This is a genomic window from Thiomicrorhabdus sp. 6S3-12, from assembly GCF_017571475.1.
In the GTDB taxonomy this organism is placed as follows: Bacteria; Pseudomonadota; Gammaproteobacteria; order Thiomicrospirales; family Thiomicrospiraceae; genus Thiomicrorhabdus.
Window position 1 is genome coordinate 179,855 of record NZ_JAGETW010000006.1, and the last position, 26,023, is coordinate 205,877.

At 47.3% G+C, this 26,023-nt stretch carries 17 protein-coding genes; 4 read left to right on the forward strand and 13 right to left on the reverse strand.

Annotated features, from left to right (window positions below; translation table 11 throughout):
- Window positions 1-43: 43 nt before the first annotated feature.
- Entirely contained in the window at window positions 44-313 is a 270-nt protein-coding gene (locus J3999_RS08725; RefSeq protein ID WP_208127511.1) for a hypothetical protein, read from the forward strand.
- Here the strand turns inward: J3999_RS08725 and thpR are convergent, their stop codons facing one another.
- The 6 genes from thpR to J3999_RS08755 form a co-directional block, all read right to left on the reverse strand.
- Window positions 314-886 (reverse strand): RNA 2',3'-cyclic phosphodiesterase, encoded by a 573-nt coding sequence (gene thpR / locus J3999_RS08730; protein WP_208127512.1) that lies wholly within the window; start codon window positions 884-886, stop codon window positions 314-316. It abuts the gene before it with no gap.
- Between the two features lie 17 nt (window positions 887-903).
- Window positions 904-2,859 (reverse strand): alpha-amylase family glycosyl hydrolase, encoded by a 1,956-nt coding sequence (locus tag J3999_RS08735; protein ID WP_208127513.1) that lies wholly within the window; start codon window positions 2,857-2,859, stop codon window positions 904-906.
- A 77-nt stretch (window positions 2,860-2,936) separates the two neighbouring features.
- Complete coding sequence (locus tag J3999_RS08740) at window positions 2,937-3,812, reverse strand: PfkB family carbohydrate kinase (protein WP_208127514.1); 876 nt, start codon at window positions 3,810-3,812, stop codon at window positions 2,937-2,939.
- Window positions 3,809-4,663, reverse strand: coding sequence for an HAD-IIB family hydrolase (locus J3999_RS08745; protein ID WP_208127515.1), 855 nt, complete (start codon window positions 4,661-4,663; stop codon window positions 3,809-3,811). The genes J3999_RS08740 and J3999_RS08745 overlap by 4 nt, the downstream gene beginning before the upstream one ends.
- On the reverse strand, window positions 4,663-6,837 hold the full coding sequence (locus tag J3999_RS08750) for an HAD-IIB family hydrolase (protein ID WP_208127516.1): 2,175 nt from the start codon (window positions 6,835-6,837) through the stop codon (window positions 4,663-4,665). Before J3999_RS08750 ends, J3999_RS08745 begins: the two co-directional genes overlap by 1 nt.
- 297 nt (window positions 6,838-7,134) lie before the next feature.
- On the reverse strand, window positions 7,135-9,762 hold the full coding sequence (locus J3999_RS08755) for a plasma-membrane proton-efflux P-type ATPase (RefSeq protein ID WP_208127517.1): 2,628 nt from the start codon (window positions 9,760-9,762) through the stop codon (window positions 7,135-7,137).
- Window positions 9,763-10,148: 386 nt separating this feature from the next.
- Here J3999_RS08755 and J3999_RS08760 point away from each other — a divergent pair, with 386 nt between their 5' ends.
- Window positions 10,149-11,045 carry a hypothetical protein gene (locus tag J3999_RS08760; protein WP_208127518.1) on the forward strand — a complete coding sequence of 299 codons (897 nt, stop codon included), beginning with the start codon at window positions 10,149-10,151 and terminating at the stop codon, window positions 11,043-11,045.
- Window positions 11,046-11,106: 61 nt separating this feature from the next.
- Here the strand turns inward: J3999_RS08760 and J3999_RS08765 are convergent, their stop codons facing one another.
- Complete coding sequence (locus J3999_RS08765) at window positions 11,107-11,490, reverse strand: PilZ domain-containing protein (protein ID WP_208127519.1); 384 nt, start codon at window positions 11,488-11,490, stop codon at window positions 11,107-11,109.
- A 389-nt stretch (window positions 11,491-11,879) separates the two neighbouring features.
- On the opposite strand from J3999_RS08765, the gene folD reads away from it, so the two are divergent.
- On the forward strand, window positions 11,880-12,743 hold the full coding sequence (gene folD / locus J3999_RS08770) for a bifunctional methylenetetrahydrofolate dehydrogenase/methenyltetrahydrofolate cyclohydrolase FolD (RefSeq protein ID WP_208127520.1): 864 nt from the start codon (window positions 11,880-11,882) through the stop codon (window positions 12,741-12,743).
- A gap of 94 nt (window positions 12,744-12,837) precedes the next feature.
- Here the strand turns inward: folD and J3999_RS08775 are convergent, their stop codons facing one another.
- The 6 genes from J3999_RS08775 to J3999_RS08800 form a co-directional block, all read right to left on the reverse strand.
- On the reverse strand, window positions 12,838-14,655 hold the full coding sequence (locus tag J3999_RS08775; protein WP_208127521.1) for an ABC transporter ATP-binding protein: 1,818 nt from the start codon (window positions 14,653-14,655) through the stop codon (window positions 12,838-12,840).
- Between the two features lie 237 nt (window positions 14,656-14,892).
- Window positions 14,893-17,820 (reverse strand): EAL domain-containing protein, encoded by a 2,928-nt coding sequence (locus J3999_RS08780; protein WP_208127522.1) that lies wholly within the window; start codon window positions 17,818-17,820, stop codon window positions 14,893-14,895.
- Between the two features lie 98 nt (window positions 17,821-17,918).
- Entirely contained in the window at window positions 17,919-18,518 is a 600-nt protein-coding gene (locus J3999_RS08785) for a response regulator transcription factor (RefSeq protein ID WP_208127523.1), read from the reverse strand.
- 1 nt (window position 18,519) lies between these two features.
- The gene (locus tag J3999_RS08790) at window positions 18,520-19,941 is read right to left on the reverse strand and encodes an HlyD family type I secretion periplasmic adaptor subunit (RefSeq protein ID WP_208127524.1); all 1,422 of its coding nucleotides are present in this window, start codon (window positions 19,939-19,941) and stop codon (window positions 18,520-18,522) included.
- Window positions 19,938-22,079, reverse strand: a complete 2,142-nt coding sequence (locus J3999_RS08795; RefSeq protein WP_208127525.1) for a type I secretion system permease/ATPase — start codon at window positions 22,077-22,079, stop codon at window positions 19,938-19,940. Before J3999_RS08795 ends, J3999_RS08790 begins: the two co-directional genes overlap by 4 nt.
- A 154-nt stretch (window positions 22,080-22,233) precedes the next feature.
- On the reverse strand, window positions 22,234-24,081 hold the full coding sequence (locus tag J3999_RS08800; RefSeq protein ID WP_208127526.1) for a TolC family outer membrane protein: 1,848 nt from the start codon (window positions 24,079-24,081) through the stop codon (window positions 22,234-22,236).
- A 314-nt stretch (window positions 24,082-24,395) separates the two neighbouring features.
- Between J3999_RS08800 and J3999_RS08805 the strand changes: the two genes are divergently transcribed.
- Window positions 24,396-26,023: retention module-containing protein (locus J3999_RS08805; RefSeq protein WP_208127527.1), on the forward strand; the 1,628-nt coding region annotated here is incomplete at its 3' end.

Below are 26,023 nucleotides of genomic sequence, written 5' to 3' on the forward strand. Positions count from 1 at the left end.
CAATCGTTAGTGTGATTCTGTTTAACCAATAACTGGATAATCTATGTTTGAAAACGGTGATCTGATCTTGGCGATGGGTGCCATTTCTGTAATTTACGCTCTGATTCTTTTCTATATCTCTAATAAAACCAAATATCAAATTCTGACGATTATTGGCGTATCGCTATTAATCTTTGGCGGTTTTGCCGCTTATGAAGGCAAGCAAAGCAGCGCATTTTTAAAGGATTATGTGCCCGCCCTTTATTCGGACGGAGAGCTTGCTTCGCATGAGATTCGCTCGGTATTCAATAAGGCGTCAGACGCCATCAACTGATTAATCGTAGCTTTCCAGCCGTATGCTTTTCAAAGGCGTATAGATAGGGGAAGTGTGCGTTAATTGGCTCTCATAGAGCGTAATTCGTTCGACTTTTAGCCAGATATCGTCGAGTCGGCTGATATCGGACGGAATGTGGATTGCGCTCGGATCGCTGTGGGTTTTGATTCTGCCCAGACTGATATGCGGGCGGAAGGTCTGTTTTCGCGCTTCCAGACCGATCGGCTTTAGATGTTGTTCGATTTCCCTGACAAGATATTGCATCGGAAGGGTTGCATCCAGTGATGCTATGACGGTATGCGGTTTTTTCGGTGTCGGAAACAGCTGAATCTGGCGGACTTCGGCCTCAAAGAAACTCATTCCCTCGGAAAACCACTCTTCCATCGAATCCATTACCTGCTGGATTTTTTCTTGCGGAATTTTCGATCCGAGAAACTGCAAAGTCAGATGGTAATTTTCTTCAGGAAACCAGCGAACCTGATTCGCCCAGGACAACGTTTGCAGACGTTTGCTGATTGCCGACAGCGATTCCGAGGTTTTATCATCAACAGGAAGAGCAATAAAGCTGCGCATAGCGGTTTTGAGTGCTCCTAGATCGTGCTTAGCCAGTAAAAGCCGAAACGGGGAATAACCAGAGTGTTATTAAATATCTCCGGTTTCTGGCGCGTATAAAGATCTATAAACTGGCATTCGCGTTCTTTCATGCAGCCGGCAACATCCTGCATATCCAGTTTTTGCGGCTGGTTGTTGAAGTTGGCGACGACCAGTACCTGCTCGTTATATCGCTGACTGCTGTAGCGGTTGAATACGAACAGGTTCGGGTTGCCGACGTCAATCAGTTCGCGGTTATTGAAGTCGGAAAACACTTCGATCTCTTTGCGGACGCTGATCATCTTTTTAATCGCGCTGAAAATTTCATATTCAATGGTTCCCGGCGTGTTGCGTCTTTCGGCTTTATCCCAGTCAATAAACGGGCGGTGTACCCAGCGATTATCGTCCATTTTGTTCGGATCCTCGAGATAGGAGTCGTCGTTTAAGGTGCCGATTTCATCACCGTAATAAAGCAGAGGGATTCCACCGAACGAAAGGATCATGCTGTGCAGCAGGGTAATAATCTGGACGGCATCCTGTTGTGCCTGTATATCGTTGTTCTTCAGGGCATATTCGAGTCCGACCAGTGATGCCAAAGAGCCAGAAATACGGGCGTCTCCGGTTTTTGAGTTTTCGGCGAACGGCAGGCCATGCGAATGAGAATTTTCATATCTTCCGGTCAGAAAATCGATCAGGAATCGTCGGTGTGAGTTCGGATCGTAGCCAGCCTGAATGATGTCCTGATCGTCGAATCCCAGTCCGATATCATCATGGCAGCGAATATAATTGAGCCAGGTCGCACGTTCCAGTTTAACCGGCAAACTTTTGATTCCCTGCGTCAGAAGATTGGCATTTTTCGTCGCAACGGCGTCCCACAGCAGAGCCATAAAGGTTGCGTTATAGGCGATTTCGCACTCTTTAGCGATGACGGCGTCTTCACCGAAATATTTTGTGACTTCAACCGGCGCGACGATCGCTTCGGCAATAAATAGTACGCCCGGAGCCGTCACCTGACAGCAGTCTTTGAGTAACTGTAGAATCAGGTGCGCTTCGTGTTCGTTCTGACAGGTGCTGCCGATTTTTTTCCACAGGAACGCGACAGCGTCGAGTCGGAGAATATCGGCTCCCTGATTGGCCCAGTAGAGAATGATGTCGAGCATTTCGATAAAGACCGAAGGATTGCTGTAGTTCAGATCCCATTGGTAATCGTTGAAAACGGTCATTACCCAGCGTTGCATCTCCTCATCCCAGGTGAAGTTACCCGGCGCGGTTTCGGGGAAGACTTCGAGCATGCTCTCTTCGAACATGTCCGGGATATTGCGGGTTTTGAAGGTGTAGTAGTAATCCTGATAAGTTTCGTCACCGGCGCGGGCTTTCTGCGCCCATTCATGCTCATCGGAAGTATGGTTGAGTACCACGTCCAGGGCCAGCAAAATATCCCGAGAGTGCATCTCTTTCGAGAGCGCTTGCAAGTCTTCGAGCGTTCCGACACGGTCATCGACGGCGCGGAAGTCGCTGACGGCATAACCGCCGTCACTTCGGCCGTCCGGGCATTCCATGATCGGCATAATATGAACCATATTAATGCCCAGTTCCTGAAAATAATTCAGGTGGCTTTTCATTCCTTTGAGATCGCCGGCAAATCCGTTGGCGTAGAGCGCCATCCCAACCCATTTTTGACTCAGAAACCAGTTGTAGTCTTTTTCCCGGTCGATATCGATCTGTTTTAGCTTCTCCGACCGTTTAATGTATTTACGGGCCATGGTCTCGACCAGTTTCAATGCCTGTTCATTGAAATCGGGCCGATCTCCGTACAGGCGTTCAAACAAACCGTGAATGGCGTAAAAGTTGGCGCCAAGGCGGGTATAGAAATGACGCAGATCCTGTTCGGATATTTCAGGTTTGATCTGGTTAAGGATGTCGTTCAGCAGCGAGTGGGAAATTTGCTCGTACATAGGGCTCTCGTCGGGGGTTGTCAGATGTTTGTCTATTTCTCGTCTAAAAATTCGAATGAATTTTCATCTTAGCAGCTTTATTGCCTGAAAGCGTTGCGGTAAAAATCCGGGTCTGTGCTCAGGGCGCCGCGCAAACCGATGATTTTTGCGGCGAAAGTCTGTGCTTGTTGTAGCGTATGTTGTATCGGCCAGTTGTGAAGCAGGCCGTGAATGTAGACGGAGGTGAAAGCGTCACCAGCCCCGACAGTATCGACAAAGTGTTCGATTTTCGGTGGCGTCTGTCGGAAAAATCCCTCTTCGCACAGCACCGATGAGCCTTCGGCTCCTTGAGTCACAATCAACTGCTGGCAGGCAAACTTGGAACGAAAAGCATGCATGGCTTTTTGCAGGTCTGAGTCGTTAAATCCGAGTTCATGCAGCTCGTCGATATTGAGTTTGACCCATCTGGCGGCATGAAGCCACTTGAAAAGAGAGGTTTTGTCCCACCAGGGTGCGCGCAGGTTTACATCGAGAAAAACAGACCAGTCTCCGGCTTTTTGTAAACGCACAAACTGTTGTTTAGAATCGGCCGAACGCAGAGCCAGTGAACCGTGATAAAGAATGCCGCCGTGATGGTTTAAATTCATTTCGTCAAAACGGATAAAGTCATAGGCACTGTGCGCTGTAATATCGTAATGCGGTTCATTGTCGATCAGCTCGATCTGTACCTGACCGGTCGGATGCTGCGGGTCCTGTTGGATAAATTGCGTTTCAATCCCCCAGTCTCTGGCATTTTTCAGAATTTGCACACCGAGCGCATCTTGTCCGATGCGTGAAACAAAAACCGGGCTGTCGCCAAAGGCCTGCAAATGCCAGCAGATATTAAAGGGGGCGCCGCCGAGCACTTTTTCTCCGTTTGGAAAGCAATCAAACAGAACTTCGCCGAAAATCGTGACGGAGTTGAAATCAGTCATATAAGAGTATCCCAATCGTGTAATCGTTCTTTGATATGCGGAAAGTAATGTTCGACGCCCTGCAAAATACCGGCAGCATAGTTGCCGTTGGCATGGTGGGTATTTTCCGCCTGGAAAAACTGCAGCCGATTTCCGTTTTGCTGTGCTTCGTTTTGCGCCTGAAATTTCAGCTCGTCGGTGGCATTGGCGACCAGAATCGATTGGATCGAACTGGTCAGTACCGGCAGGTCGTTGCCACTGTCGCCCGAGAACACCGTGGCCTGTTGAGGAAAGTTCAGATAATCCCGCAGAAATTCGATCGCATGCAGTTTTGTGGCGTTAGGCGGCAGTATGTCCAGCAGGCCCAGATCAATGGTTTCATCTACGCTCCAGATCAGACTGTGCGCCAGTCCGTACTGGTCAAGACATTCTTTGGTCTGTGACAGATAATCGCTTGAATCCAACCGCTGCAAGTCTGCATAGAAACTGATTTTGTGCGTATTCTGTTTGGACGGCTCCTGAAGCCTCAGTCCGGAAATTTTTCGCAGTGATATTTGAACCTGATCGAGATTTTGTTGTGACCAGCCCTGATCGATTTCGTTCTCCCATACCCGCATCGGGTGCCAGTCCTGATAATCTCGGTGATAGATTTTGGTTCCGACATCGGTAATGGCGTAGTTGGGTTGCGGCAACTGGAAGTTTTTAATAGCGCTTTGCATCAGATCCAGGTGGCGTCCGGTGACATACACCAGGGTTATCTCCGGCAGTTCGCACAGTTCCCGGAACAGGGGGCGCGCCATAGGATGTTCCGGTTGGGTTCCGTTCGGGATAAGGGTTCGATCAAGGTCGGTGCATAATAAGATCGAGGTCATTACGCCTCCTTAGGTGCGCTAAGCGGCGACCGGCAGGTACCGAAAAAATCGTAGTACTCAAAAGCCTCCAAGATGCCTTTCTCGTAACTGTTTTTGGCAAAGTAGATGTGCTTCATATCCGTCAGCTGCGAGAGTTCTTCGTCGTGTCGGTTGGCGACTACGACCGCCAAGGCATTACCTCGCATCATGTCCTCATCGGCACCGGAACCGCCGGCAACGAGAATTTTTTCCAGAGGAATTTGCCAGCGGTCGGCAACATAGCGCAAAGCCATTCCTTTCGAAGCACGTATCGGCAGGATGTCGAGGTATTGTCCAAATGACAGTAGTGCATTGACGGATTGCTCTTCCTGATGCAACAGGCATTTAATCTCTTCTAGATTGGCAATCTCGGTATCAATGAAATAACTGACTTTGAAGTGAGTCTGTTCCGATTTCGGCTGCAATTTGAGACCGGGATAATCTTTTAGTATGGCGCGGACTCTGTGCGGCATCCAATGATAGTCCAGATGGTGTTCCCAGGCTTTGTCGGTAGTCAGTTTCGGGGCGTAGTTAATCTCGGTTCCGCCGCTGGTAATCAGGACATCCGGTTCCGGAATCCGGTGTTGTTTCAAAAGCCGAAGGGCTGAATCCAGACGGCGGCCGGTCGCAATGATAAACAGCGTCGTTTTACGGTTCTCTTTCAATTTACTCAGCATTTGCTGCAGTGCCTGCGGGTATTCCATCAGGTTCTGATCCAAAGTACTGACAAAGGCGCGATCCTTGTATAGTCCCTGACGTCGGGTAAGCGGTTTGCGTTCGAGGCGTTCGGCCTTTTTGATGATCGGGCAGATCACTTGTAGATAACTTTGTGTGTGCGCTTCCCAGGAGTAATGCGTCTGAACGCCCTGCAAACCTTTCCGGACCATTTTTTTTGTTTCGGCAGGGTGCGCCAGAATCTGTTCCAGTGCGTTGGTCACGGTTTTAGGTTCGAGCGGGTCAATCAGAATGCCGTTGTGGCAGTTAGCAAGAATATCTCGTGGCCCGCCGTCTTCGGTCGCGACAATAGGCAGTCCGGATGCCGCGGCTTCAATCAAGGTTAGACCGAAGGGTTCGGTCAAAGCCGGATTGACAAAGACTCCGCCTGAGGCGGCGGCGATACGGTAGATTTCGGGAACTTCGCTGCGGCAGTGGTGCTTGGGCAGCGCTACTTTTCCGTACAGGTCGTAGCGGTCAATAGTTGTCCACAGTTTATGGAAAACTTCCTGTGCACCGCTCTCGAGATCGTCCACATCGTCACGATTTCCGGCAACGATCACCAGATTGGCTTTTTCCTGCAGTAGTGGAGATTCTCCATAGGATTCGACCAGAGCGGAAATATTCTTGCGTTGATCGGGGCGCGACAGGGCGAGAATAATCGGTTTGTCGGGTTCGGTCAGGTGTTTGCTCAGGCGTTGGTATAGTTCGCCGGAAAGTTCATTTCCCTGCGGAGGTTTGAAGTGTTGCAGATTGGTGCCGGGAGGGATGACCCGCATCTGTTCCGGTTGGTAGAAATCATAGATTTCATACTGCTCTTCGATTTCCTGATGGGTGCTGGTAATGACCCTTTCGGCGGTTGCGAGAGTGTGTTCTTCGGCGTCGATTCGTCTCGACATGTTATAGAGTTTTTCGATCTGATCGGTATTCAGGCCGCTGGCGATCAGTCGTGCGCGTTTTACGCGTCCCAAGGAATGGCCGGTATGAATCAGCGGGATCGAAAACTGGTTAGCTAGCAGGGAGCCGACGTAGCCGGCGTCGGCGTAGTGGCTGTGCACTATATCCGGCAGCCTCGCTTTGTGGCGGAAGTAATTAGCCATATTATCGGCAAACACATCGAGATGATCCCAAAGCTGTTCTTTGGGAATATAGGCTTTAGGGCCTGCGTCAATACGCACGATCTTTAATTTGCCGTTGAGTTGTTCAATCGCCTGCGCATAGTCGTCGGACACAGCGGGATCTTCAACACGACGGGTGAAAAGCTCAACCTCCGCTACGCCGGGGCGTCTGGCCAGTGCTTGAGCAAGTTCGAGGACATAGAGTGTCTGACCTCCGGTATCGGCATCGCGGCCTAACTCTAAGTCATGACCTCTGATTAATCCGTGAATACTGATTAAAGCAATATGCAGTGCGTCGCTGGATGCATCGCTTGTTGGTTTCATAGTCTTCCGGTTTGTTGTTTGAATCGAAAATGTCTATGTCGGGCGCAGGTATCATCTGTTCATTGCCCGGGTCGCGTTTGTGTGCAGAGAAGATTTCCGTTATCAGAAACGAAAAAAAGAAATATATGCAGATTTTTCTCCATAATGATTATTACTATAAACCTATTGCACTTTACTTAACAAGTTGACCTGCTTAATGTTTTTCCCGGATCGTCTTTTTCCTTGATCTGAAAAAAGTCTGCCTCAATTTGAAAGCCTTGTGATCCTTTTGAAACCGTCCTGACGTGTATTTGTTGATTATGAAAAAACCGCAGAGGGTTTTTCGCTCTCTTCTTTCTGGTAGCGGTTAAGCAATTTGACTGTGACTATTTTGACCGAATTATTGATTAACATCCATGCAATGGCGTAGCACCAGACCAGCAGGGCCATTTCCCAGCCGATCGCCGTTACGAACAGACCGTAGACCGCGAAAAGCGTTCCGATTATTTCGGTCGTTAAGATAGCGCCGAGCAGAAGCGGGGAGGGGTAGGGTTTTTCCCAGAACCAACCGTTGTTTCTCAATATCCACAAAGTCATATGGCCGGCGACGACCAGCTTGAGAAAGATCATTGTTTGAATGATATCCTGCTCAAAACCTTCCGCCTCCAGAATCAGAAACAGTAGAAACGAGGAAATGACGCCGGAAATGCCGAGAACGGTGGATAGGGTTAAGAGTCTTTTCATTTGCCAGCGGACGGGTGTGCCGTTGCTTTTGACGTGATCGTACGCCAGAGCAAGTATCGGAATGTCGTTCAACAGGGCCAGAAGAATTACCATAATCGCCGTGATGGGATAGAAGTTAAAGACGCTGATCGCGAGGGTGATAAACAGAATTAAACGAATGGTCTCGGCAATGCGGAAAGTCGCATAGGTCTGCATGCGTTGGAAGGTCTCTCTGGCTTGGATAATCGCATCGTTAATGACAGACAGTCCCGGTTGAGTCAGGATAATGTCCGCGGATGCACGTGCGACATCGGTGGCACCCGAAACTGCAATTCCGCAGTCGGCTTTTTTCAAGGCCGGTGCATCGTTGACACCGTCTCCGGTCATGCCGACGATATGTCCGCCTTTTTGCAATGTGTCGACAATTCTGAATTTGTCTTCCGGTATGACTTCGGCAAAGATTTCGGTGCTCTCGATCAATTCGACAATGGCCGATTCGTGCTGGTAGATGAATTCACGATCCAGTAGTCGGGTGTCGTACATCTCTTTGAGCTGTTGAATAACTTTGTCGGCAAACTGTCCCGCTTCAGTATGTGTGACATCCTGCTTTAAGTTCTGATAGATGGACTGAGTTAAGACTTGCGCCAGTTCCAGAAGGGTCTGCCCGCCTCCTCCACTGAGCTTTGATGCTTGAATGCCTGTTCCTTTGAGTCCCAGAAGCTGACCTATCTCACGGGCGATCGCGAGGTTGTCGCCGGTAATCATTTTGACTTGGATGCCATGCGACTCCATACGATCTATTGTTTCTTTGGAATCTTCCCGCGGAGGATCATAAAGCGGCAGCAGTCCGATCAACTCGATTTGCATTTCGGATTGCCGGGCAATGGCCAGCGTTCGGTAGCCGTGAGCGGCCAGTTCATCAACTTGTTTAAACATCTGCTCAAGGCCTTCAGGAGAAAGGTTGCAGAGTTTGAAGATTACCTGGGGAGCGCCTTTCAAGGCGATATAGTGGGCACCGTTTTTCTGGTAACGGCCTTTTGTGTATTTATCGTGCGGGTTAAAGGGGGTAAAGCTCGACTGTTCGGGCAAAGAAGACAGCAATTCGGGGAAGTTTTTCTGTGCATAGTCAAAAATCGGGATTTCGATCGGGTCACGGTTAGCCTCTTTTGAGGCCATAATGGCATTCAAAAAAAGTGCGTCCAACTCATATCCGGGAAGCAGTATGGGATCGGAGATCTGCATTTTATTTTGAGTCAGGGTCCCGGTTTTATCGGAACAGAAAATATCAATGCCCGCCATCTCTTCAATGGCAGTGAGCTTGGAAACAATCGCTTGTTTTTTGGCCAAGTTCATTGCGCCTACCGCCATGGTGACGGACAAAACTGCCGGCAGAGCAACCGGGATCGAAGCAACGGTCAGGACCAGAACAAACTGTAGTATTTCACTGAACGGATCTCCATTCCGCAGCGCAACCAGGACAATAATCATCGCCAGTAGAAGTGTAAAACCGATTAGAAAATGCCCGATTTTGAGAACCATTTTCTGGAAGTGGCTGGTTTCTTTCTGTTGCGTTTGTGTAATCAGTGCGACCACGGAATGGAAGCGGGTGTTTTTGGCGGTATTAACTACGACCGCCTGCATTTGTCCCTGTTTGACCAGTGTATTGGTGTAAGCAACCAGACCTGTCTCTTTGCTGACAGGGAGTGATTCACCGGTTAGAGCCGATTCGTCAAGGAGTAGATAGTCTCCGCCGATCAGTTGAACATCGGCCGGAACCCGGTCTCCTATCTTCAGTTCGATAATATCGCCGGGAACAAGATATTTACTGGGTATGGTTTGGAATTTTCCATCCCTTAGAACGTGAGTCTCCGTTTCCAGATTTTGTTTCAGGACTTTTAGCGCATTGAGTGCCCGATGTTCCTGCAGGAAGTCGAGCACGGCATTAACAAGCAGCATTACGATAATAATGCTGAAGTCTTCCCACTTCTGTGCGCTGGCCGAAAGTAGAGCAGCCGCCTCAATCATCCAGGGAATCGGTCCCCAGAAGCGTTTCAGCAATCTTTTAAAAACGCTTTCTTCGCTGGCCTGGACTTCATTCAATCCGTATTCCTCAAGCCGTTCCTGAGCTTGTTTTTCGGTTAATCCGATTTTACGCTTGGACTGCAGTTGCTCGAGAGAGGTCTCGGGTGGCTGTGTTGAGTAGAAATCCGTGGTTTTGCTCATTGGAATGAATCCTCATGGCGATTGAACAGGTTCGAAAACAGAGCGCGAAAAACTTTTTGTTTTTATGGTGTTATGCTGGTTTTCGTCAGAGCACAGCTAATTAATCAAACGATAATTTTGTTAAGAGATGCTTGCCGCGCACAATCGTCGTTTGAGCTTTCATGGCTGCTTTACTAATGGCTTCAGATAGGTTGGCAGGATATACCCTTATTTTCAATTGCCTGTATACCTATAGAATGATTTTAATCATTTAATAGACACTTAGTTTGTTTCGCAGATGATATTTGTTCACTCTTTCAGGGATTAATGGGTTTTAATGGAATGATTCTCAAAACGTTTCTGTGACACGGAAATCGTGTTTACGCTTTCTTGATGAGGAGGCTTGAATGCCCGAAACCAACAATACTGTCGAAGACTTAACCCCCGGTGATGTGCAAAAGGAAGAAAATTCACTTGGAGTTCGTTCTTTCCCTGTTCAGGTTTCGGAATCTTCCGAAATCGGCGCTTTTCCGGTTTTAACGTCGTTTGCAGAGGTCGTTGAAAACAGTCGATTTTGGCAGAAGGTGCAGATTCCCTGTCATCCGCAGATTTTGGAGCTTTATCAGGATTATCCAACACCGTTTTTTGTGTTAACGGGGCGGGATAAGTGGTTGTTGCAAAACGGGTTTCTTGATCCGTTGCCAAAAACAAGACAAGTTCGCGAGCTTTCATTACAACTGTTAAGCAAGGATGAGCTGGGGGCGTTAAGTGAACAGTTTGAACTGACGGTTTTACCTACCAAGGCACAAATGATTGAACAGATTTTGCCGAATCTCAGTCCGGACTTGATACCGACTTATGCGGCTCCCAATCAGATGTATATGCGTCATCTGCACCGTTTGGCAAAGGTCTATCTTGGTCTTGCGGTTGAGGCTTTGGAAAACGAGGGGTTGAATAATGATCAAAAACTGGTCGTTATTAAGCGCGCCTTGGGGGAGAGGGTTCAGTTTGTTAATGACAGTGAAATATTAGCTGCGCTTGAGAGCGAAAGTTCCATTCTGGAAAGCTTGCAGGAGCCGAAAAAGGACGATTTTGAAAATAACTGGATGTCCGGTATCCTATCTTTCTGGCAAACTTTGGGTGTTGCCGAAAGGAGTGCTCTGGGTGCTTTTGTTCTAGGGGTGATGGCGTCGGTGGTCTTGTTCGCGTTGGATGATTTCCCACTCTGGGTTTATATTTTTGTGTGGGGCGTGGCTGCGGTCATCAGTTTTCCGGTTCTACAGGAACGGCTGAAGAAAAAATAGGCCTTTAGCATAATGAGCTAAAGACCTATCGGTAGGTAATCGCGACTATTTTGTAGATTTTTTAAACAGCGGTTCTAGCCATCACATCGCACAGCAGGTTACAGCGGCTTTTATTGAGAATGTTTTTAATATAGCGCAGATAATCCTGTGGAATTTCTCGAAGTTTCGCGCCGAAGCGTTTGGCAAAAGAATCGCTGAATTGGTTGCGGATCTCCAGTGTCAGATGCAAAGCGCCATCTTTATCATCCGTGTGCAGTTGTCCAGCCTCGAAAACCACTTCGACATTTCGTCCTTCATACAGAAAAGGCATCGAGGTCACGAAACCCAATCCTTCTTCGCTAATGTCAACCAGAGTCGCCTTGACTTGTACGCCGTTACAAATAACACGGCATGGTATCCGTACTGAATAGCGCTGACTACTGCGTCTTTCGTGTTGATTTCCCATATGCATCTTCTTATTTTATTTCCCATCTGTTTGTAAGGTAATTTTCCCCTTTTTTGTAGGGGAATACAAGAGGAATAATACTGATGGGGGTAATAAAAACTTTATAAATCAAGGGTATACTTTTTTATCGTGGATTTTAATATGTGACGGGAGCAAAGCATCATAAGGCTGCAGGTCGTGCTTGAAATGCCGGTTTTTCGAGAATGTTATGTGATCAAACCGGTCTGAACGAATGGTAAAAACAGCCGATGAAGTCGAGAGAATTAAGCTTTAAGTGTTTTTTTACCTTTCTTATAAACAGAAGCTATGTTTGCGGTGAAATTTCTGTCGCATTTTACGGTATCATACAAGGCAATTTTTCCTATCATATTAAGGAGTGGGTGCCTCTTATGTCAGCACAAATTTTGGATGGTAAAGCGATTGCCGCAGAGTTGCGGGAGTCCATTCGTCAGGAAGTTGATCGTCAGGTTGCAGCAGGAAACAGTCGTCCAGGACTGGCGGTTATTCTCGTGGGGGAAGACCCTGCTTCTCAGGTTTATGTCCGCAATAAAAAAATCGCTTGTGAAAAAGCCGGTTTCAATGACGTTTCTGAAGTTCTGCCGGCAGAGACCACACAGGAAGAAGTTTTGGCTTTGATTGATAAGCTGAATGCGGATCCGGAAGTTCACGGGATTATTGTTCAGCTACCGGTTCCGGATCATATCGATCCGGAAGAGATTATTGAACGTATTGATCCGTGTAAAGACGTCGATGGCTTCCATCCATACAATGTCGGCCGTATGGCGACGCGTATGCCGATTATGGCACCTTGTACTCCGCACGGCGTAATGACCATGTTGTCCAAAACCGGAATCGGGTTGCGAGGATTGGACGCTGTTGTGGTCGGTGCTTCAAATATCGTTGGGGTTCCACAGTTGCTGGAATTGCTTAATGAGCGTGCAACGGTAACGATCTGCCATAGTGCGACGAAAAATCTGCCGGAAAAAGTCGCGCAAGCTGATCTGGTCGTTGTCGGTGTCGGAATTCCTGAAATGGTCAAAGGTGAATGGATCAAGCCGGGAGCGATTGTGATTGATGTTGGCATTAACCGTCTTGAAGACGGTCGTCTGGTTGGCGATGTTGAGTTCGAAGTGGCTAAAGAGCGCGCCAGCTGGATTACTCCGGTTCCAGGTGGTGTCGGGCCAATGACCATCGCGACTTTGCTGGAAAATACCATGAAGGCCGCTTACAAACTGGACTGCAAGTCTAAGTAAGCTTAAGCGCTTACAGGTCAGTCATTCAAGAGAAAGCCCCGGTTAAAGGATTTAACCGGGGCTTTTGTGTTGTAAAGAGTCTTGAAGACGCTTTTTATCGATACAGGGTGTGGTAGGTTCCCTGATTCGCCATCAATTCGTCGTGACTGCCGCTTTCGATAATCTGACCGTCTTCGAAGACCATGATTCGATCGGCTTGTCGGATAGAGCTCAGACGGTGAGCGACAATCAGTGTCGTGCGTCCTTTGAGGAAAGGCGCCAGATCCTGATAAAGCTGCCGCTCGGTCTGCATATCCAGCGCCGAGGTCGCTTCGTCCATGATAACCACCTTCGGATCCTGCAGGATCATACGTGCAATCGCGAGCCGCTGTCTCTGCCCCCCGGAGAGTTTTATGCCGTTGCGTCCGACGACGGTTTCCAGGCCTTTATCCAGTTCACGGATTTTTTCTGCCAACTGAGCCTGTTCCAGAGCTTGCCATAGCTGTTCATCGTTTATCTCCGATCCTAAGGTCAGGTTGAAGCGGATGCTTTGGTTGAACAGAGCCGGGTGTTGCAGAACCGTGGCAACATTCTCCCGGATCGTATCCTGGCCGATTTCCTCGACGGGGATGCCGTTGTACGAGATGGCGCCCTGATCGGCCTGATAGAAGCCAAGCAGCAGTTGTACCAAGGTGGTTTTTCCGCCACCACTGGCGCCGACCAGTGCCAGCTTTTCGCCCGGATGGATGGTGAAATTAAGATTGTTCAACACCGGCTCATCACGGCTGGGGTAGTGGAAGTGTAAGTTTTCCACTTTCAACTCCACCGGATCCGAACCGAGAAACGGATTGTGTTTCAGCGGATAGCTGGGTTCCTGCTCCAGATCGAGAACGTTATTGATTCGCTGTAAAGCACCACTGGCGGCACTGTAGCTGTATTGGATTGCGAGTATTTCCTGAACCGGTCCCATCATAAACCACAGATAACCGAATACCGCCATCATTTCACCGATAGAAAGGTCGGAAAAGACGACCATTAGCATACTGACGCCGCGGAAGATATCGAATCCGACCAGAAAAACCATGAATGAAAAACGGCTGGCGGCATCGCTCTTCCAGGTATAGGCTTCGGAGTGGGTACGAATATTTTGAGCCTGGCCGCGAATGCGGTCAAAGAAAGAATGGTCTTTGTTGGAAGCGCGGATCTGCTGCAGAGCATCCAGTGTTTCCGTCAAAGCTTGCTGAAAAATATCCAGCGCGCTGTTTTCTTCACGTTTGAGCGTTTTGACCATTCGGCCGAGGCGCATTGTCAGATGAATGACCAGAGGATTCATCAGCAGGATGAACAGTGCCAGTTGCCAGTGCAGCCAGAGTAGAATCACGGTGACACCTATGAGGGAAAACACCGCAATAATCAGCTTGCCGACCGTGGTGCCCAGAAAGTTATCGATGGTGTTGACATCGTTGACCATGGTTGCGGAAATACTGCCGCTGCCCATGGTTTCGTAGCGAGACATCGCCACTTTCTGCACTCTGGATAACAGGTCTCGACGGATTTGAAAAGTGACCTCTTTGGCAATGACGGTAAACTGCTGCATCTGCCAGACGCCGAATAATAGTCCAAGAAGACGAAGAAAGACTGTAATGACAGTAATTGCGACAATATAGTAAATTGGTCCGTGCCAGTCGCTTGGCACCCATGTATTCAAGGTGTTGATGATATAGCCTGGTTTGTCCAGAAGGACTTCGTCAACCAGAATCGGCAGCAACAGCGGCAGCGGTACGGTTGCCAGCATGGCCAGTAGCGCGATGATATGCGCTTTGATAAGAGCACTTTTATGTCGGATAACCAGATCGAAGATGCGTTGCCAACTGTATGGGCTGTTGGATAGATCAACGGAGGAAGTATTTTCGGTCTCGGCATAGATGCGCATAAAGATTCCTTCTATTTGCGGTGAGACGTATGAATTTTGATGCGCTGAAGCATAATCTGAACTCACCAGAATACAACGAAATCCATGTTCTGGAAAGGGCGAATTTTGACTGATTGCTTAAAGTTTAAGCATGGCTGGAGAAATTGTTGGCTAAAGAATAACTTAGCCTGATTTTTGCCCCGTCTTTTAAATAGTTATCCACAGTTTCTGTGGAAAAGAAAGAGGGGCTTTTTCGGTTTACAGTTTCCGAAGGTAGGCTAAAGTTTCAGTCGCATTGAGGGGTTTGCTGTACAGAAAGCCCTGCAATTGATAACAACCGTTTTGCAACAGAAACTCGCGCTGTTCAACGGTTTCGACGCCTTCGGCAATAACCTCCAGCCCGAGGTTTTCCGCCATGGAGATGATGGTTTTGGTAATAACGGCATCATCTTCATCGTCTGGCAAGTCACGGATAAAGGAGCGGTCGATTTTAAGTTTTCTGACCGGGAGTTTTTTAAGGTATGAAAGCGAGGAGTAACCAGTACCGAAGTCGTCAATGGAAATTTTGATGCCCAGTTCGCGAAGCTGATTCATTTTTTGCGACATCTCTTCAAGATTCGTCATGATATCGCTCTCGGTCAGTTCGAGTTCGAGCCATGAACCTTCACATTGCATCTTGCTTAGCAGGTTGTAGATAAAGGTGAAAAAGTCTTTCTGTTGAACTTGTTTGACGGCAAGGTTCAAAGAGAGGCGGCCTTCGATAACGCCGAGTTTTTTCCATTGCGTATAGTGCTCAATGGCTTTTCGCATTACCTGTCGGTCCAGTTGCACGATTAGGCCGGTTTTTTCCGCGATCGGGATAAAATCGCTCGGCGGAATGATATCGCCGTCTTTGTTTTTCCATCTGACGAGGACTTCCAGTCCGACCAGTTTGCCGTTTTGTGCATTGATCTGCGGTTGGAAGTAGGGGATGAATTCCTCGTTATCCAGTGCCTGGCGGATTTTAGTCTGCATTGACAGATGTTCGAATGCCTGTTCGGTTAAGTCATTGGTGTAGAACTGGAAGTTATTGCGCCCCTGATCCTTGGCGCGATACATTGCGGCATCTGCCGCTTTGAGCAGAGCGTCTGGAGTGATCGCGTCTTTCGGGTAGATGCTGATACCGACGCTGTTTGACAGGTAAAAGGTATGATCTCGAATCGTCAGCGGCTGGCTGGTGGCGTTGATCAATTTCTGAGCCAGTGCCGAAGCATCCTGATAATCGTTCAGCGGTTCCTGCAGAATCGTGAATTCATCACCGCCCAAACGGGAAATGGTATCGTCTTTGCGTAGACTGTCGCTGAGGCGTCTGGCCATCGCTTGCAGTACCTGGTCGCCGGTGTCGTGGCCTAAAGAATCGTTGATCTGCTTGAAATGGTCAAGGTCGATAAAAAGAACGGCAAACTGGCTGTTATTGCGTTCGGCTCGGTGGATCGCCTGCTCGATTCGTTGATACAGCAAAGCTCGGTTCGGGAGCTGTGTCAGCGCATCATGATAAGCCTGGTGCTGTAATGTTTGAGTCTGCTCTCGGAGCTTGATTTCCAGTTGGCGGTGGCTGCTGATATCCTGATAGGTTCCCAGCAGGCCGGTCACTTTACCGGTTTCATCTCTGAGAGGCAGTTTGGACATCATCCAGATTTGAATGCTGCCATCCTCGTCAATGAAAGCGTCTTCGAGCTGCAGCAGAGAGCGACCTTCATTGAGCACGAACATATCCTGCTTGAAGTAGGTATTTCCCTGTCCGGAAGGCCATTCGATTTCAAGGTCGTTTTTGCCTCGAAGTTCATCCTGACTGCTTATTTTCAGATCATTCAGAAAATGCTGGTTCGCGCCAAGATAGTCGCCGTTTTTGTCTTTCCAGAAAATGCGTGTTGGTACGGTCTGCAAAATATTTTCAAACAGTTGGTTCTGTTCGCGCAGAGTTTCCTCGACTTCCTTTAATTCGCTGATGTCTCTATTGAACAGGGCGATGGCTTCTTCGCCCTTGAATTGAACTTTCTGAATATTGGCCTTTACCGGGTAAGCGGTGCCGTTTTTACGAACCTGTGACAGTAATTTCTGTTGATTGGGATTTTTCTCGGCCTGGATGCTGTATTGTTCGAGTTCACCGTTGGTCAAATGCGGGTAGACCTGATCAATACTCATTTTCTGAAGCTCTTCCAGAGTGTACCCCAGGCTTTCTAGAGCATCTTTATTGGCGTACAGGTAGCGCGAGTTGTGTGTGCTGTAGATGAAGATTTCCTGATAGGCCCGCTCCATAATCTCAGCAAGTTCATTGTTCTGTGTCTGCAGTTCCAAGGCATGCGTGATATCGGTCGAAGAGCCTACCGCTTTGAGCGGTCTATTGTGTTCATCGTATTCAATAAAACCGGTCAGTTCTATGATTCCCGTTTTACCGTCCCGGCGTTTGACTTTGTGGGTAAGGTGTTGCTTTTCTCCGGTAAGGATAGCCGTCTCCAATGCGTTTTTGAGTTTCTTCGCATCTTCGGCCTCAGTGGAAACATTAAGAAGGTAAGCTAAATCCGGTTGAAAGCTGCCGGGTTCAGTGCCGTGCATATGATAAATCTCATCAGACCAGTTGATCAGACCGGTTTTTAGGTCCAGCTCCCAACTTCCAACTTTGGCCAGCTCTTGTGTCTGTTTTAGTAGCGATTTTTGCTTAAGGAGTTCATGGTTACTGGCTTGCAGGGCTTTTGTCGTGTCTTGCAACGATTGGATGATCTCTTCCGGTTCTGAGGTTTCCAGCATGACCATCAGTCGGAGATTATCGGTGATGGGGTAGTGACGATGAGTGGATATCTGCAGCCATCTTTTTTCACCGTCCTGACAACTTAAATGACAGGGAACCGAAAGGGTGTTATGCGTTTTATCGTTGTTTGCCGAGAGCTGAGCATTCCATTGGTTGATGATCAAGTTGCGATAGTCATCGTCTGGGCAGGTCTTTTCAAACCACGTATGCAGATCAGGGGTTTCCTCGAGTGGATAGCCAATGGTTTCCAGATAAGATTTGTTAACCAGAATTAAGGCGTCATTATCTTTATTCACGCCGGGAACTCGTTGAAGTATGGCGACCGGATTGGGCATCAGGTTGAGTAAAGTTTGCCATGCATTCATGGTCAGGGAGGGTAGTTCGCCTTGGCTCAACATTGTTTTTATTACCTGATTACTCGCATTTGTATTGTGAACAGCTGTGTATTCGCTTTTCGTTGAACTCAGCGAAAAGCATCATAAAGCGGTTTGCCCTGTTAATTGACCGCGCCTCTGATATAAAGCATAAGATGCAGTCGGTCTCGAAGATTCAGTTTGTTATAAATTTGCGTCAGATGGGATTTGACGGTTCTTTCACTAATCTTCATCTCTTCAGCGATCTCATGATTTGATTCACCCTGCGCGACTTTTTCAGCGACTTCTTTTTCTTTCTGGGTTAATTCATCGAGATTTGGCTGGTATTTGGATTCAATCTTCTGAGAGGTTCTTTTAATAAGGTCGTTCACGATTGGGGAGGGAAGCCAGACCGCACCTTTTTCAACGGTTTGTTTGGCAAGTTTTAGCATTTCTGCATTGGATAATGCATCAAGGTAGCCGGTTGCTCCTGAGGAAAATGCATCCTTAAATTCATTCAGATCGGCCTTCCGGGTCAGTGCAATGACTTTATTTCCCTGCTTCACAAAGTGAGTAATCCGGTTCTGCCAACCGGGTGTTTGCGTTACGATCCAAGTCAGCTCGTTAGGTGTTGCTGTTTTATCGGAATCAATATTCATCTCTTCAACAAATTCAACCTGGATCTCAGGGAAAACGGATTTCCAATGATCGGTAGTAAAGCCTTTTTCGGTGAAAAGTTGCATCTTATCTCTCTCTCATTGCTTCGGAAGAAGCGCGTAAAATGGGTTTGAAAAGATATTCAAGGACAGTTTTTTTGCCGGTAATGATATCCACTTGTGCAGTCATACCTGGAATAATCTCTAGTTTATCAGATAAATCCGTACTATTATTACGCAATTTTACCATGTAGTAAGTCTCATTCTTTTCATCGGTAATGGAGTCGGGACTGATCTGCATGACGATCGCATCCATACCTCCGTAAATTGCAAAATCGTAAGCGCTGAATTTAATGGTCGCATCCTGACCGACTCGGATAAAGGCGATATCCTTAGGAGAAATTTTCGCTTCGATAATTAAGTTATCGTCCGTCGGAATGATTTCTAAAGCGGTTTGTCCAGGGCTGAGAACCCCTCCGATGGTATTGGCCAAAAGACGCTGAACCGTTCCATTGATTGGCGCTCTGATTTCAGTCTGTGCGACCACGTCTCTAAGTCCTTTTGCCACCTGTTCCAGACTTGAGAGTTTGGTCGAAGCTTCGGTAAGTTGCTCACGCCAACGTTTGTCGGTCGTTATCTTAAGTTCGGCGATTTTATTTCGCGCCTCGTTAATGGCGCCACGGTTACGGGAAATAATCGCCTGTGTCTTGGCTAAATCTCCGCGCATTCTGTTGAGTTCTCTTTCAAGGCGTAACAGCTCAACTTGGGAAACGGCACCGGATTTAAGCAGTGGACGGGTTGCGGCCAATTCTCTTGAGAGCAGAGCGATGCTTTGTTCGTGCTGTGCTTCAGCCGCGGCAGCTTCGCGCAGGGCTTGCTGACGTTGATAGAGTTGAGAGCGCAAGATTTTATTTTGTTCATTGAACTCGGATTGGTTTGACTGGTACAGGCGTTTTTCCCGTTCGATGATATCCGGCGCAGCCTGTGCCAGTGATTCTGGAAATTCCAGAGGAGTATTTTCCGTCAGTGCTTGAAGACGAATGATTTCAGCCTGTAGTGCAAGGCTTTGCGCTTCATTTTCAAAGAAATTCGACTGCGAGCGTGTTGCGTCTATTTTCAGAAGCAGATCGCCTTTTTTAACCTGTTGGCCTTCGGCAACCAAGATCTCCTTGATAACGCCGCCATCCAGCGATTGCACCATTTGCAGTTTTTGCGATGGGATGACTTTACCTATGCCGCGTGTAATTTCATCCAGGCTGGCATTGGCAGCCCAGACGATGAGCAGGATAATCGTAATTAAGACCATATACAGAACACGTTTGGCACGAATCGGTTGCTGTTGGATCCGCGCCCATTCAGCATCGACGACCCAGTCGCTGGCATTGATTTTGTTCGTTCTCGGAATAGCCAGGTCCATTAGCGGCTTTCCTTTCCCGCCAATTTTATCGCTTAGAGTGCCGACTTCGTTGAATGCTGCTTCTTCGGCTGTTTTGGAGTTATCCATTCTCATGAGGCATTTTTTCCAACTTGTCCGTGTCGCAACGCCTCAAGTACCTGGTCTTTTGGACCGTCGGCAACCAATCTGCCTTTATCAAAGACGATAATGCGTTCAACCAAATTAAGTAAACTTGTTCTGTGTGTAATGGTGATCAGTGTTTTTCCCTGAATAATCTGTTTCAGATTGCGGCTGAATTGATTCTCGGCAGAGAAATCCAGAGATGCGGTTGGTTCGTCAAATAACAGTATCGGCGGATCGTTGATCAGTGCACGGGCTAGCGCCACCATCTGTTTCTGGCCGCCGGATAATTGTTGGCCCCGTTCACCAACTTGCATATTAAACCCTTCCGGGTGAGAGCGGATTAAACTTTCAAGACCGGTGATTTTACTGACATTCAGAATCTGTTCGTCGCTGGCTAAAGGAGCGGCAAAGGTTAGGTTGTCTTTAAGGGTTCCATTAAACAAAACAATGTCTTGAGGAATATAACCGATATTGCGTCGCAATTCTGCCGGGTCGATTTGGCGCAGGTCAATACCGTCAATGAGTATGCTGCCGTTTTCCGGTTGATACAAACCAAGCAGAAGTTTCTCGACAGTCGTTTTACCGGAACCGTTGCGACCGAGAATGGCGACGTGTTCACCTTCCTTGATTTTGAAATTAACGCCTTTCAAGACATGGCGTTCATCATTCGGATATTTGAAGTCAATCTGTTGAAAGTCGATTTCACCTCTCAGTTTACCCTGGCTGATCCAGGATTTACCGGCCGGACGTTCGACTTTACGCTTCATAATTTCTTCAAGTGCCTGATAAGAGGTGGACGCGAAATGATATTGAGATAGAAGGGCTGCCGTCTGACTGACCGGCGCCATCGCACGGGAAGTCAAAAGGTAGGCAGCGATCAATCCACCCTGGGAGATTTCACCCTCGATAATCAGGTAGACCCCCAGAATAATAACGCTGACACCGGCAAGGTGCTGTATCCATTGCGCTCCACTGGTGATCGAAGCGGAAAGAAAACGCATTTTTGCAGTATTGCGGGTAATAAAAAGAGTGGCTTTTTCCCAGCGTGATTGCACACGGCTTTGCGCATTGAAACTTTTGAGCGTTTCGATGTTGGAGATACCTTCGTAAAGGGTATCGTTACGGGTTGCACTGGCTTCCATCGAATCGATCGAGAGTTCATGCATCTTCTGTTGTGCGCTTAAAGCGTAGCTTAAAACGATAATAATCGAGATAACGATCGGAATGATCAATATCGGATTAATCAAAGCGATAATTAAGGTAAAGAGAAGGACGAACGGCAGGTCGACCAGTGTAGTAACCGTCAGTGAGCCGATAAAGCTGCGTATGGCCTCAAACGATTGCACATTGGAGATAAAAGAACCTGAAGAATAAGGGCGGTTAGCCAGCTGCATATTCAGGATTCTCTCCATGATCGTTGAGGAGAGTTTTACGTCGGTACGCGTTGCTGCCAGGTCTATAAACCAACTTCGCATCAGCCTTAATACCAATTCGGTTACGATGACGATAAAAATTCCCGCGGCCAGAATCCAGAGTGTTTCCGTTGTATGGTTCGGCACTACCCGGTCATAAATGTTCATGACGAAAAGGGGCATGGCGATTGCGAATAAATTGATCATCACCGAGGCAAGGATAATGTCCTTGTACAGTCCTCGGCTTTCCTGAATTACGCCCCAAAACCAATGTAATGATGGTTTTTCGATTTTCAGTGATTGGTTCTGGTAGAGAAACTCAGGACGAACATAAATGACCTGACCGATATATTGCTCTTCCAATTCTTCGAGAGGAATCGAATCGGTGCTGTCAGGTAATTCGGAAAAGGCGACCAGCGCGTTGTGATTGTCGAACCCATACAGGATACAGGCGTCATTATCACCTGTAGTCGGGTTTCTACACAGTAATATGCAAGGGAGTAGATGAGGGTTAATCTGCTGAAGTTTGCGCGATTGTACTTTGCTGCTTAGACCGGCTCTTTTGGCAGCTCTTTCAAAAGTAGAAGGAGTCAGGAAGCCTTGTTCCAGAGGCAAGCCGTTTAACAAAGATTCTCTGGAGATTGGTCTGTCGTGAAGCTGGCATAGGTGTAGCAGGCAGTTTGCCAGAGGGTCGTGTTGTTGCAGATCAGTACTCATATAAAGCTACAGTATTTATCTTCCATTTTTTATCGCTCTATTTTATAGATATTTGCTTGTTAAAAGCTATTTTTGGCAAAAAATAGTCGGTATAAAAAAGGAAAAGCCACTAAAACGAATGTTTTAGTGGCTTTAAGTCGATTTTAAAAACCCTTTACTCTTTTACGATTAAAGTGATTTTAGATTCAACACGTCGGTTGGCTTTATGGGCTTCAGGTGTCATCGCATTGATAATAGGTTGCGATTCACCAAAGCCGACACTGCTGACACGAGAAGTTTCAATCTGGTGAGTTTTTACCAGTTCTTTTGCAACCGCTTCCGCGCGTCTTTCAGATAGCCATTGGTTATACACTTCCGGTCCTTCCAGTGAAGCATGCCCCTGAATTTCAACTTTGGTATCAGGATGGTCTTTCATGAACTGGGCTAATTCGGCAATATCATTAGCATAACTCTGATCAATGATAGAAGAGTTGTATTTGAAGTTTACTGTCAGACGATAAGTGTTGCCATCTGCATCGTCAGCTGCTGGAACTTCGAATTTTGTTGCCTTAGGCATTGCAAGTGGGCCTGGGTGCTCGACTTCGCCGTACAAGTCAGGAATTTGCGCAATCGGGCAAGTCGTTTCAGGATCGACTGGGATTTCCTCGGCTCCAAGGTCGGTAAGACTTGGCATTTCGCCTTTGACAATGTTCAGTGTACTGAGCAGAAGACCCATTTCCGCCAAAGTTTTAGCGGTGGAAATGTTTCGATCGTAAACCGCATTGGCATAAGCGCGTCCAGCCTGGAAATATTCAATTTCGGTATCCAATAAATCCAGCAGGGTTCTTTGGCCGATCGAGAATTGATCCTTGAAGGCTACGCGAACTTTATCGGATGCATCCAAGTGTTGGTTCAGGATTGGCATCTGGTCATTCAACTTGCGTACATCATTAAAAGAAATTTGCAGGTTTTGACGCATATCGACACAGGCTTTTTCGCGCAAATAAGTTGCTCGACTGACTTCTTCCAAAGCTCGTTGAACTTGGGAATCGGTACGTTTACCGTTATAAATGTTATAACGGAACTCCAAAGCCAGTCTTCCGTTCTGGGTTGCGTCATCATTACCTTCTAAGTCGTAAGTTTGGGCTCCGTATTCGCCGACCAAGTCAAGGCGAGGTTTGAAACCGGCTCTTTCGCGCTCAACACTGCTGCGTTTGGCATCAATATTGCGAATTGCTGCATGGAATGCAGCATTGTGCTGATAGGCATTATTCATGACATCGTCAAATGTCGTTGGAAGCGTGTTTTCGTCAAAATCGACGTTCGCCAGATCTTTCGAAGGGATGCTGCCGACAATTCGCAAAAAACGCGCGCTGACGTCATGCAGGTTTGCTTTTTCAGTAAGCAGGTTTGATTCTGCTAATGCCAAACGACCGCTGATTTGCTCCAGGTCTGCTCGACGGGTCGCGCCCGTCTCAACACCGGCAGCGATCTTTTTATAAACGTCTAGATGGTTTTGGTAGTTCTGCTGAGCGATTTCTGTCAGTTTGCGGTATCTCAAGACATCTTGATAGGCGGTATAGGTATCCAGAGCCGTGTTTTCGACTGAGCTTAGAAGTTCAAAATAGCGAACCAGTTCAGTATTTTTGAAGCTTTCAGTGTTTTTCTCGGTGCGGTTGCCGTCATACAACATTTGTGTAAGCGATAGTTTGGCGCTGGCTCCGTCATAGCGCTCGTTTTGAGTGTAGCTTTTGTACATGAAAGCGTAATCGGCAAAGAAGTCCAGATTTGGACGATACTCAGATGCAGCACTGTTGGTATCTTGTTGTGACGCTAGAAAGTTATGCCATTGAGCCTGAACTTCAGGGTTTTTATCGATGGCATACTGAATCGTGTCGTTAAGATTATTAGGCGACATCGGTGCTGGAGAAACAGCCAGTGATGGCATCGATACAATCATTCCGGATAAGGCGAGAAACTTTAAACCTCTACGAATAAAAGAGCGATCGAGCTGAGTAGTCATATGAGTATCCTTCTTGAGTATGTTTTATATACTTTCTTTAGTGAAAGTTAATGTACAAATCTATTGTGCAACTTTAATTAGTCGATAAGAAATATTATTAATATAGTTATGGATTATATCCAATAAAAAAGTACAAACATCTGTGCGATAAAGATTTAATGAAGTTTTGTTTCAAAAGTAAATTACGATCAAGAAATGGTGTGAATAGGGTCTGATTAATACTTTAGTACGATGAAATGCGGATTTTCGTTATTTACAATCAAATAACAATAAAAATACATGCATAAATCTCAGACAGAGTTAGGAGAGCCATTATGTCAACTCAAGTCGCAACCATTATTCAAGCAGAGAATTCCGTTATCGTTACTGACCAGGACGGAAACAGTAAACTCGTAGAAGTCGCAGATGTATTACATCTGGGAGATATCATTCAGACCGGTGAAGACGGATCTGCCACCTTGATGCTTACAGGCGGTCAAAAGGTGAGCCTTGGCCCGAATCAGGTTTTAACGTTGAGCAGTAACCTTTTGGCGGAGCAAGTGAATGCCGTAGAGGATAATGCGATTGAAGTTGACTCTCTGGAAGAGACATTGGCGGCAATTGATAACCCTGAAGGTGGTGATCTGTTAGAGGCCTTGGATGCGACTGCAGCCGGTGGTGGTGCCGCTGATGCCGGTGGTGCTATGACGCTGGAAATTTACAGTATTGCTGATGCTGCCGATGCGCAATATGAAGCTGAAGGCGGTGTTCCTCAGGTCGCTCGTGTTGTTGAAACAACGGATCCTCTTGCATTTGAGTCCGACGAGTTTGCCGCTCAAGATGCTCTGATCTCTCCTGAAGGTGAAGATCTGCTACAGGTTCCACCTGTCGCCGTTGATGATGCTTTCACAACGCCTGAAGACACCAGTATCGTAATTACCTCCGAAGACCTTCTGTCCAATGACTCCGATGCGGATGGTGACAGTCTGACCATCGTTTCAGTTACTCAGCCTGATAATGGTTCGCTTATTGATAATGGTGATGGAACCTATACCTATACACCAAATCCTGACTACAACGGGAATGACTCTTTTACTTATCAAATCACGGATGGCAATGGCGGTTATGACACTGCAACGGGGAATATTATCGTTACTCCGGTTGTGGATACCGTTTATGCGCAAATCGTGGTCGACAGCGAGTCTGTGCCTGAAGGTGAAATTGTTAACTATACCGTTCACCTTGTTGATAATGAAGGTAATCCGGTTGTCGTTCCAGTAGGTGAGACTGTCACCGTTAATTTGGAATGGTCGGGTGAAGCTTCCGGAGGAGCTGATACCAGTACACTGCCTAACTCTGTAGTGATCACCGGTGGTTCAAGCACTACCTTCCCTATTGAAGCGCTTACGGATAGTAATTATGAAGGCGATGAGCCTTTGGTTGCTCAGATCGTGTCTGTTAGTCACAACAGCAGCCTTGAAGAGGTTGCTATCGGCGTTAATGATACGGCTAACACGGTCATTACAGATACCACTGTCATTACGGTTGCAGACGTAACTTCGGATACTCAGCCGGAAGGTAATACCTTAACGCATACCGTTACCATGAGCGGTGAGAGCGTTAATGATGAAACCTACAGCTTTAGCATTATCGATAACACTACTGAACCAGGCGATTGGGATAATCTTCAGTTCACCAATGGAGTGACTTATGATTCAGTCGCCGGAGAAATTACGGTTCCTGCGGGAGTGACTGAGTTTGATGTTACTACCTATGCTGTTGATGATGCCACTTATGAACTTGATGAGTTTTATGACATCAGCGTAGGTGGTGTTGCTGCAACAGGGACTATTCTTGCAAATGATCCACTGACCTTCACGCTCAGTGGGGATGCCAGTGTGGCCGAAGGGAATGCTGCGTCTTACAGCATTGTGATGACCGGTGGTGATCTGGCCTCGGGTGA

Excerpts from the sequence above, each read along its gene's own strand:
- J3999_RS08735 (WP_208127513.1), bottom strand. The coding sequence starts at position 2,859 with ATGTACGAGCAAATTTCCCACTCGCTGCTGAACGACATCCTTAACCAG.
- J3999_RS08725 (WP_208127511.1), top strand. The coding sequence starts at position 44 with ATGTTTGAAAACGGTGATCTGATCTTGGCGATGGGTGCCATTTCTGTA.
- J3999_RS08800 (WP_208127526.1), bottom strand. The coding sequence starts at position 24,081 with ATGACTACTCAGCTCGATCGCTCTTTTATTCGTAGAGGTTTAAAGTTT.
- thpR (WP_208127512.1), bottom strand. The coding sequence starts at position 886 with ATGCGCAGCTTTATTGCTCTTCCTGTTGATGATAAAACCTCGGAATCG.
- J3999_RS08760 (WP_208127518.1), top strand. The coding sequence starts at position 10,149 with ATGCCCGAAACCAACAATACTGTCGAAGACTTAACCCCCGGTGATGTG.
- J3999_RS08755 (WP_208127517.1), bottom strand. The coding sequence starts at position 9,762 with ATGAGCAAAACCACGGATTTCTACTCAACACAGCCACCCGAGACCTCT.
- J3999_RS08750 (WP_208127516.1), bottom strand. The coding sequence starts at position 6,837 with ATGAAACCAACAAGCGATGCATCCAGCGACGCACTGCATATTGCTTTA.
- J3999_RS08780 (WP_208127522.1), bottom strand. The coding sequence starts at position 17,820 with ATGTTGAGCCAAGGCGAACTACCCTCCCTGACCATGAATGCATGGCAA.
- J3999_RS08740 (WP_208127514.1), bottom strand. The coding sequence starts at position 3,812 with ATGACTGATTTCAACTCCGTCACGATTTTCGGCGAAGTTCTGTTTGAT.
- J3999_RS08745 (WP_208127515.1), bottom strand. The coding sequence starts at position 4,663 with ATGACCTCGATCTTATTATGCACCGACCTTGATCGAACCCTTATCCCG.
- J3999_RS08790 (WP_208127524.1), bottom strand. The coding sequence starts at position 19,941 with ATGAGAATGGATAACTCCAAAACAGCCGAAGAAGCAGCATTCAACGAA.
- folD (WP_208127520.1), top strand. The coding sequence starts at position 11,880 with ATGTCAGCACAAATTTTGGATGGTAAAGCGATTGCCGCAGAGTTGCGG.
- J3999_RS08775 (WP_208127521.1), bottom strand. The coding sequence starts at position 14,655 with ATGCGCATCTATGCCGAGACCGAAAATACTTCCTCCGTTGATCTATCC.
- J3999_RS08785 (WP_208127523.1), bottom strand. The coding sequence starts at position 18,518 with ATGCAACTTTTCACCGAAAAAGGCTTTACTACCGATCATTGGAAATCC.
- J3999_RS08795 (WP_208127525.1), bottom strand. The coding sequence starts at position 22,079 with ATGAGTACTGATCTGCAACAACACGACCCTCTGGCAAACTGCCTGCTA.
- J3999_RS08765 (WP_208127519.1), bottom strand. The coding sequence starts at position 11,490 with ATGGGAAATCAACACGAAAGACGCAGTAGTCAGCGCTATTCAGTACGG.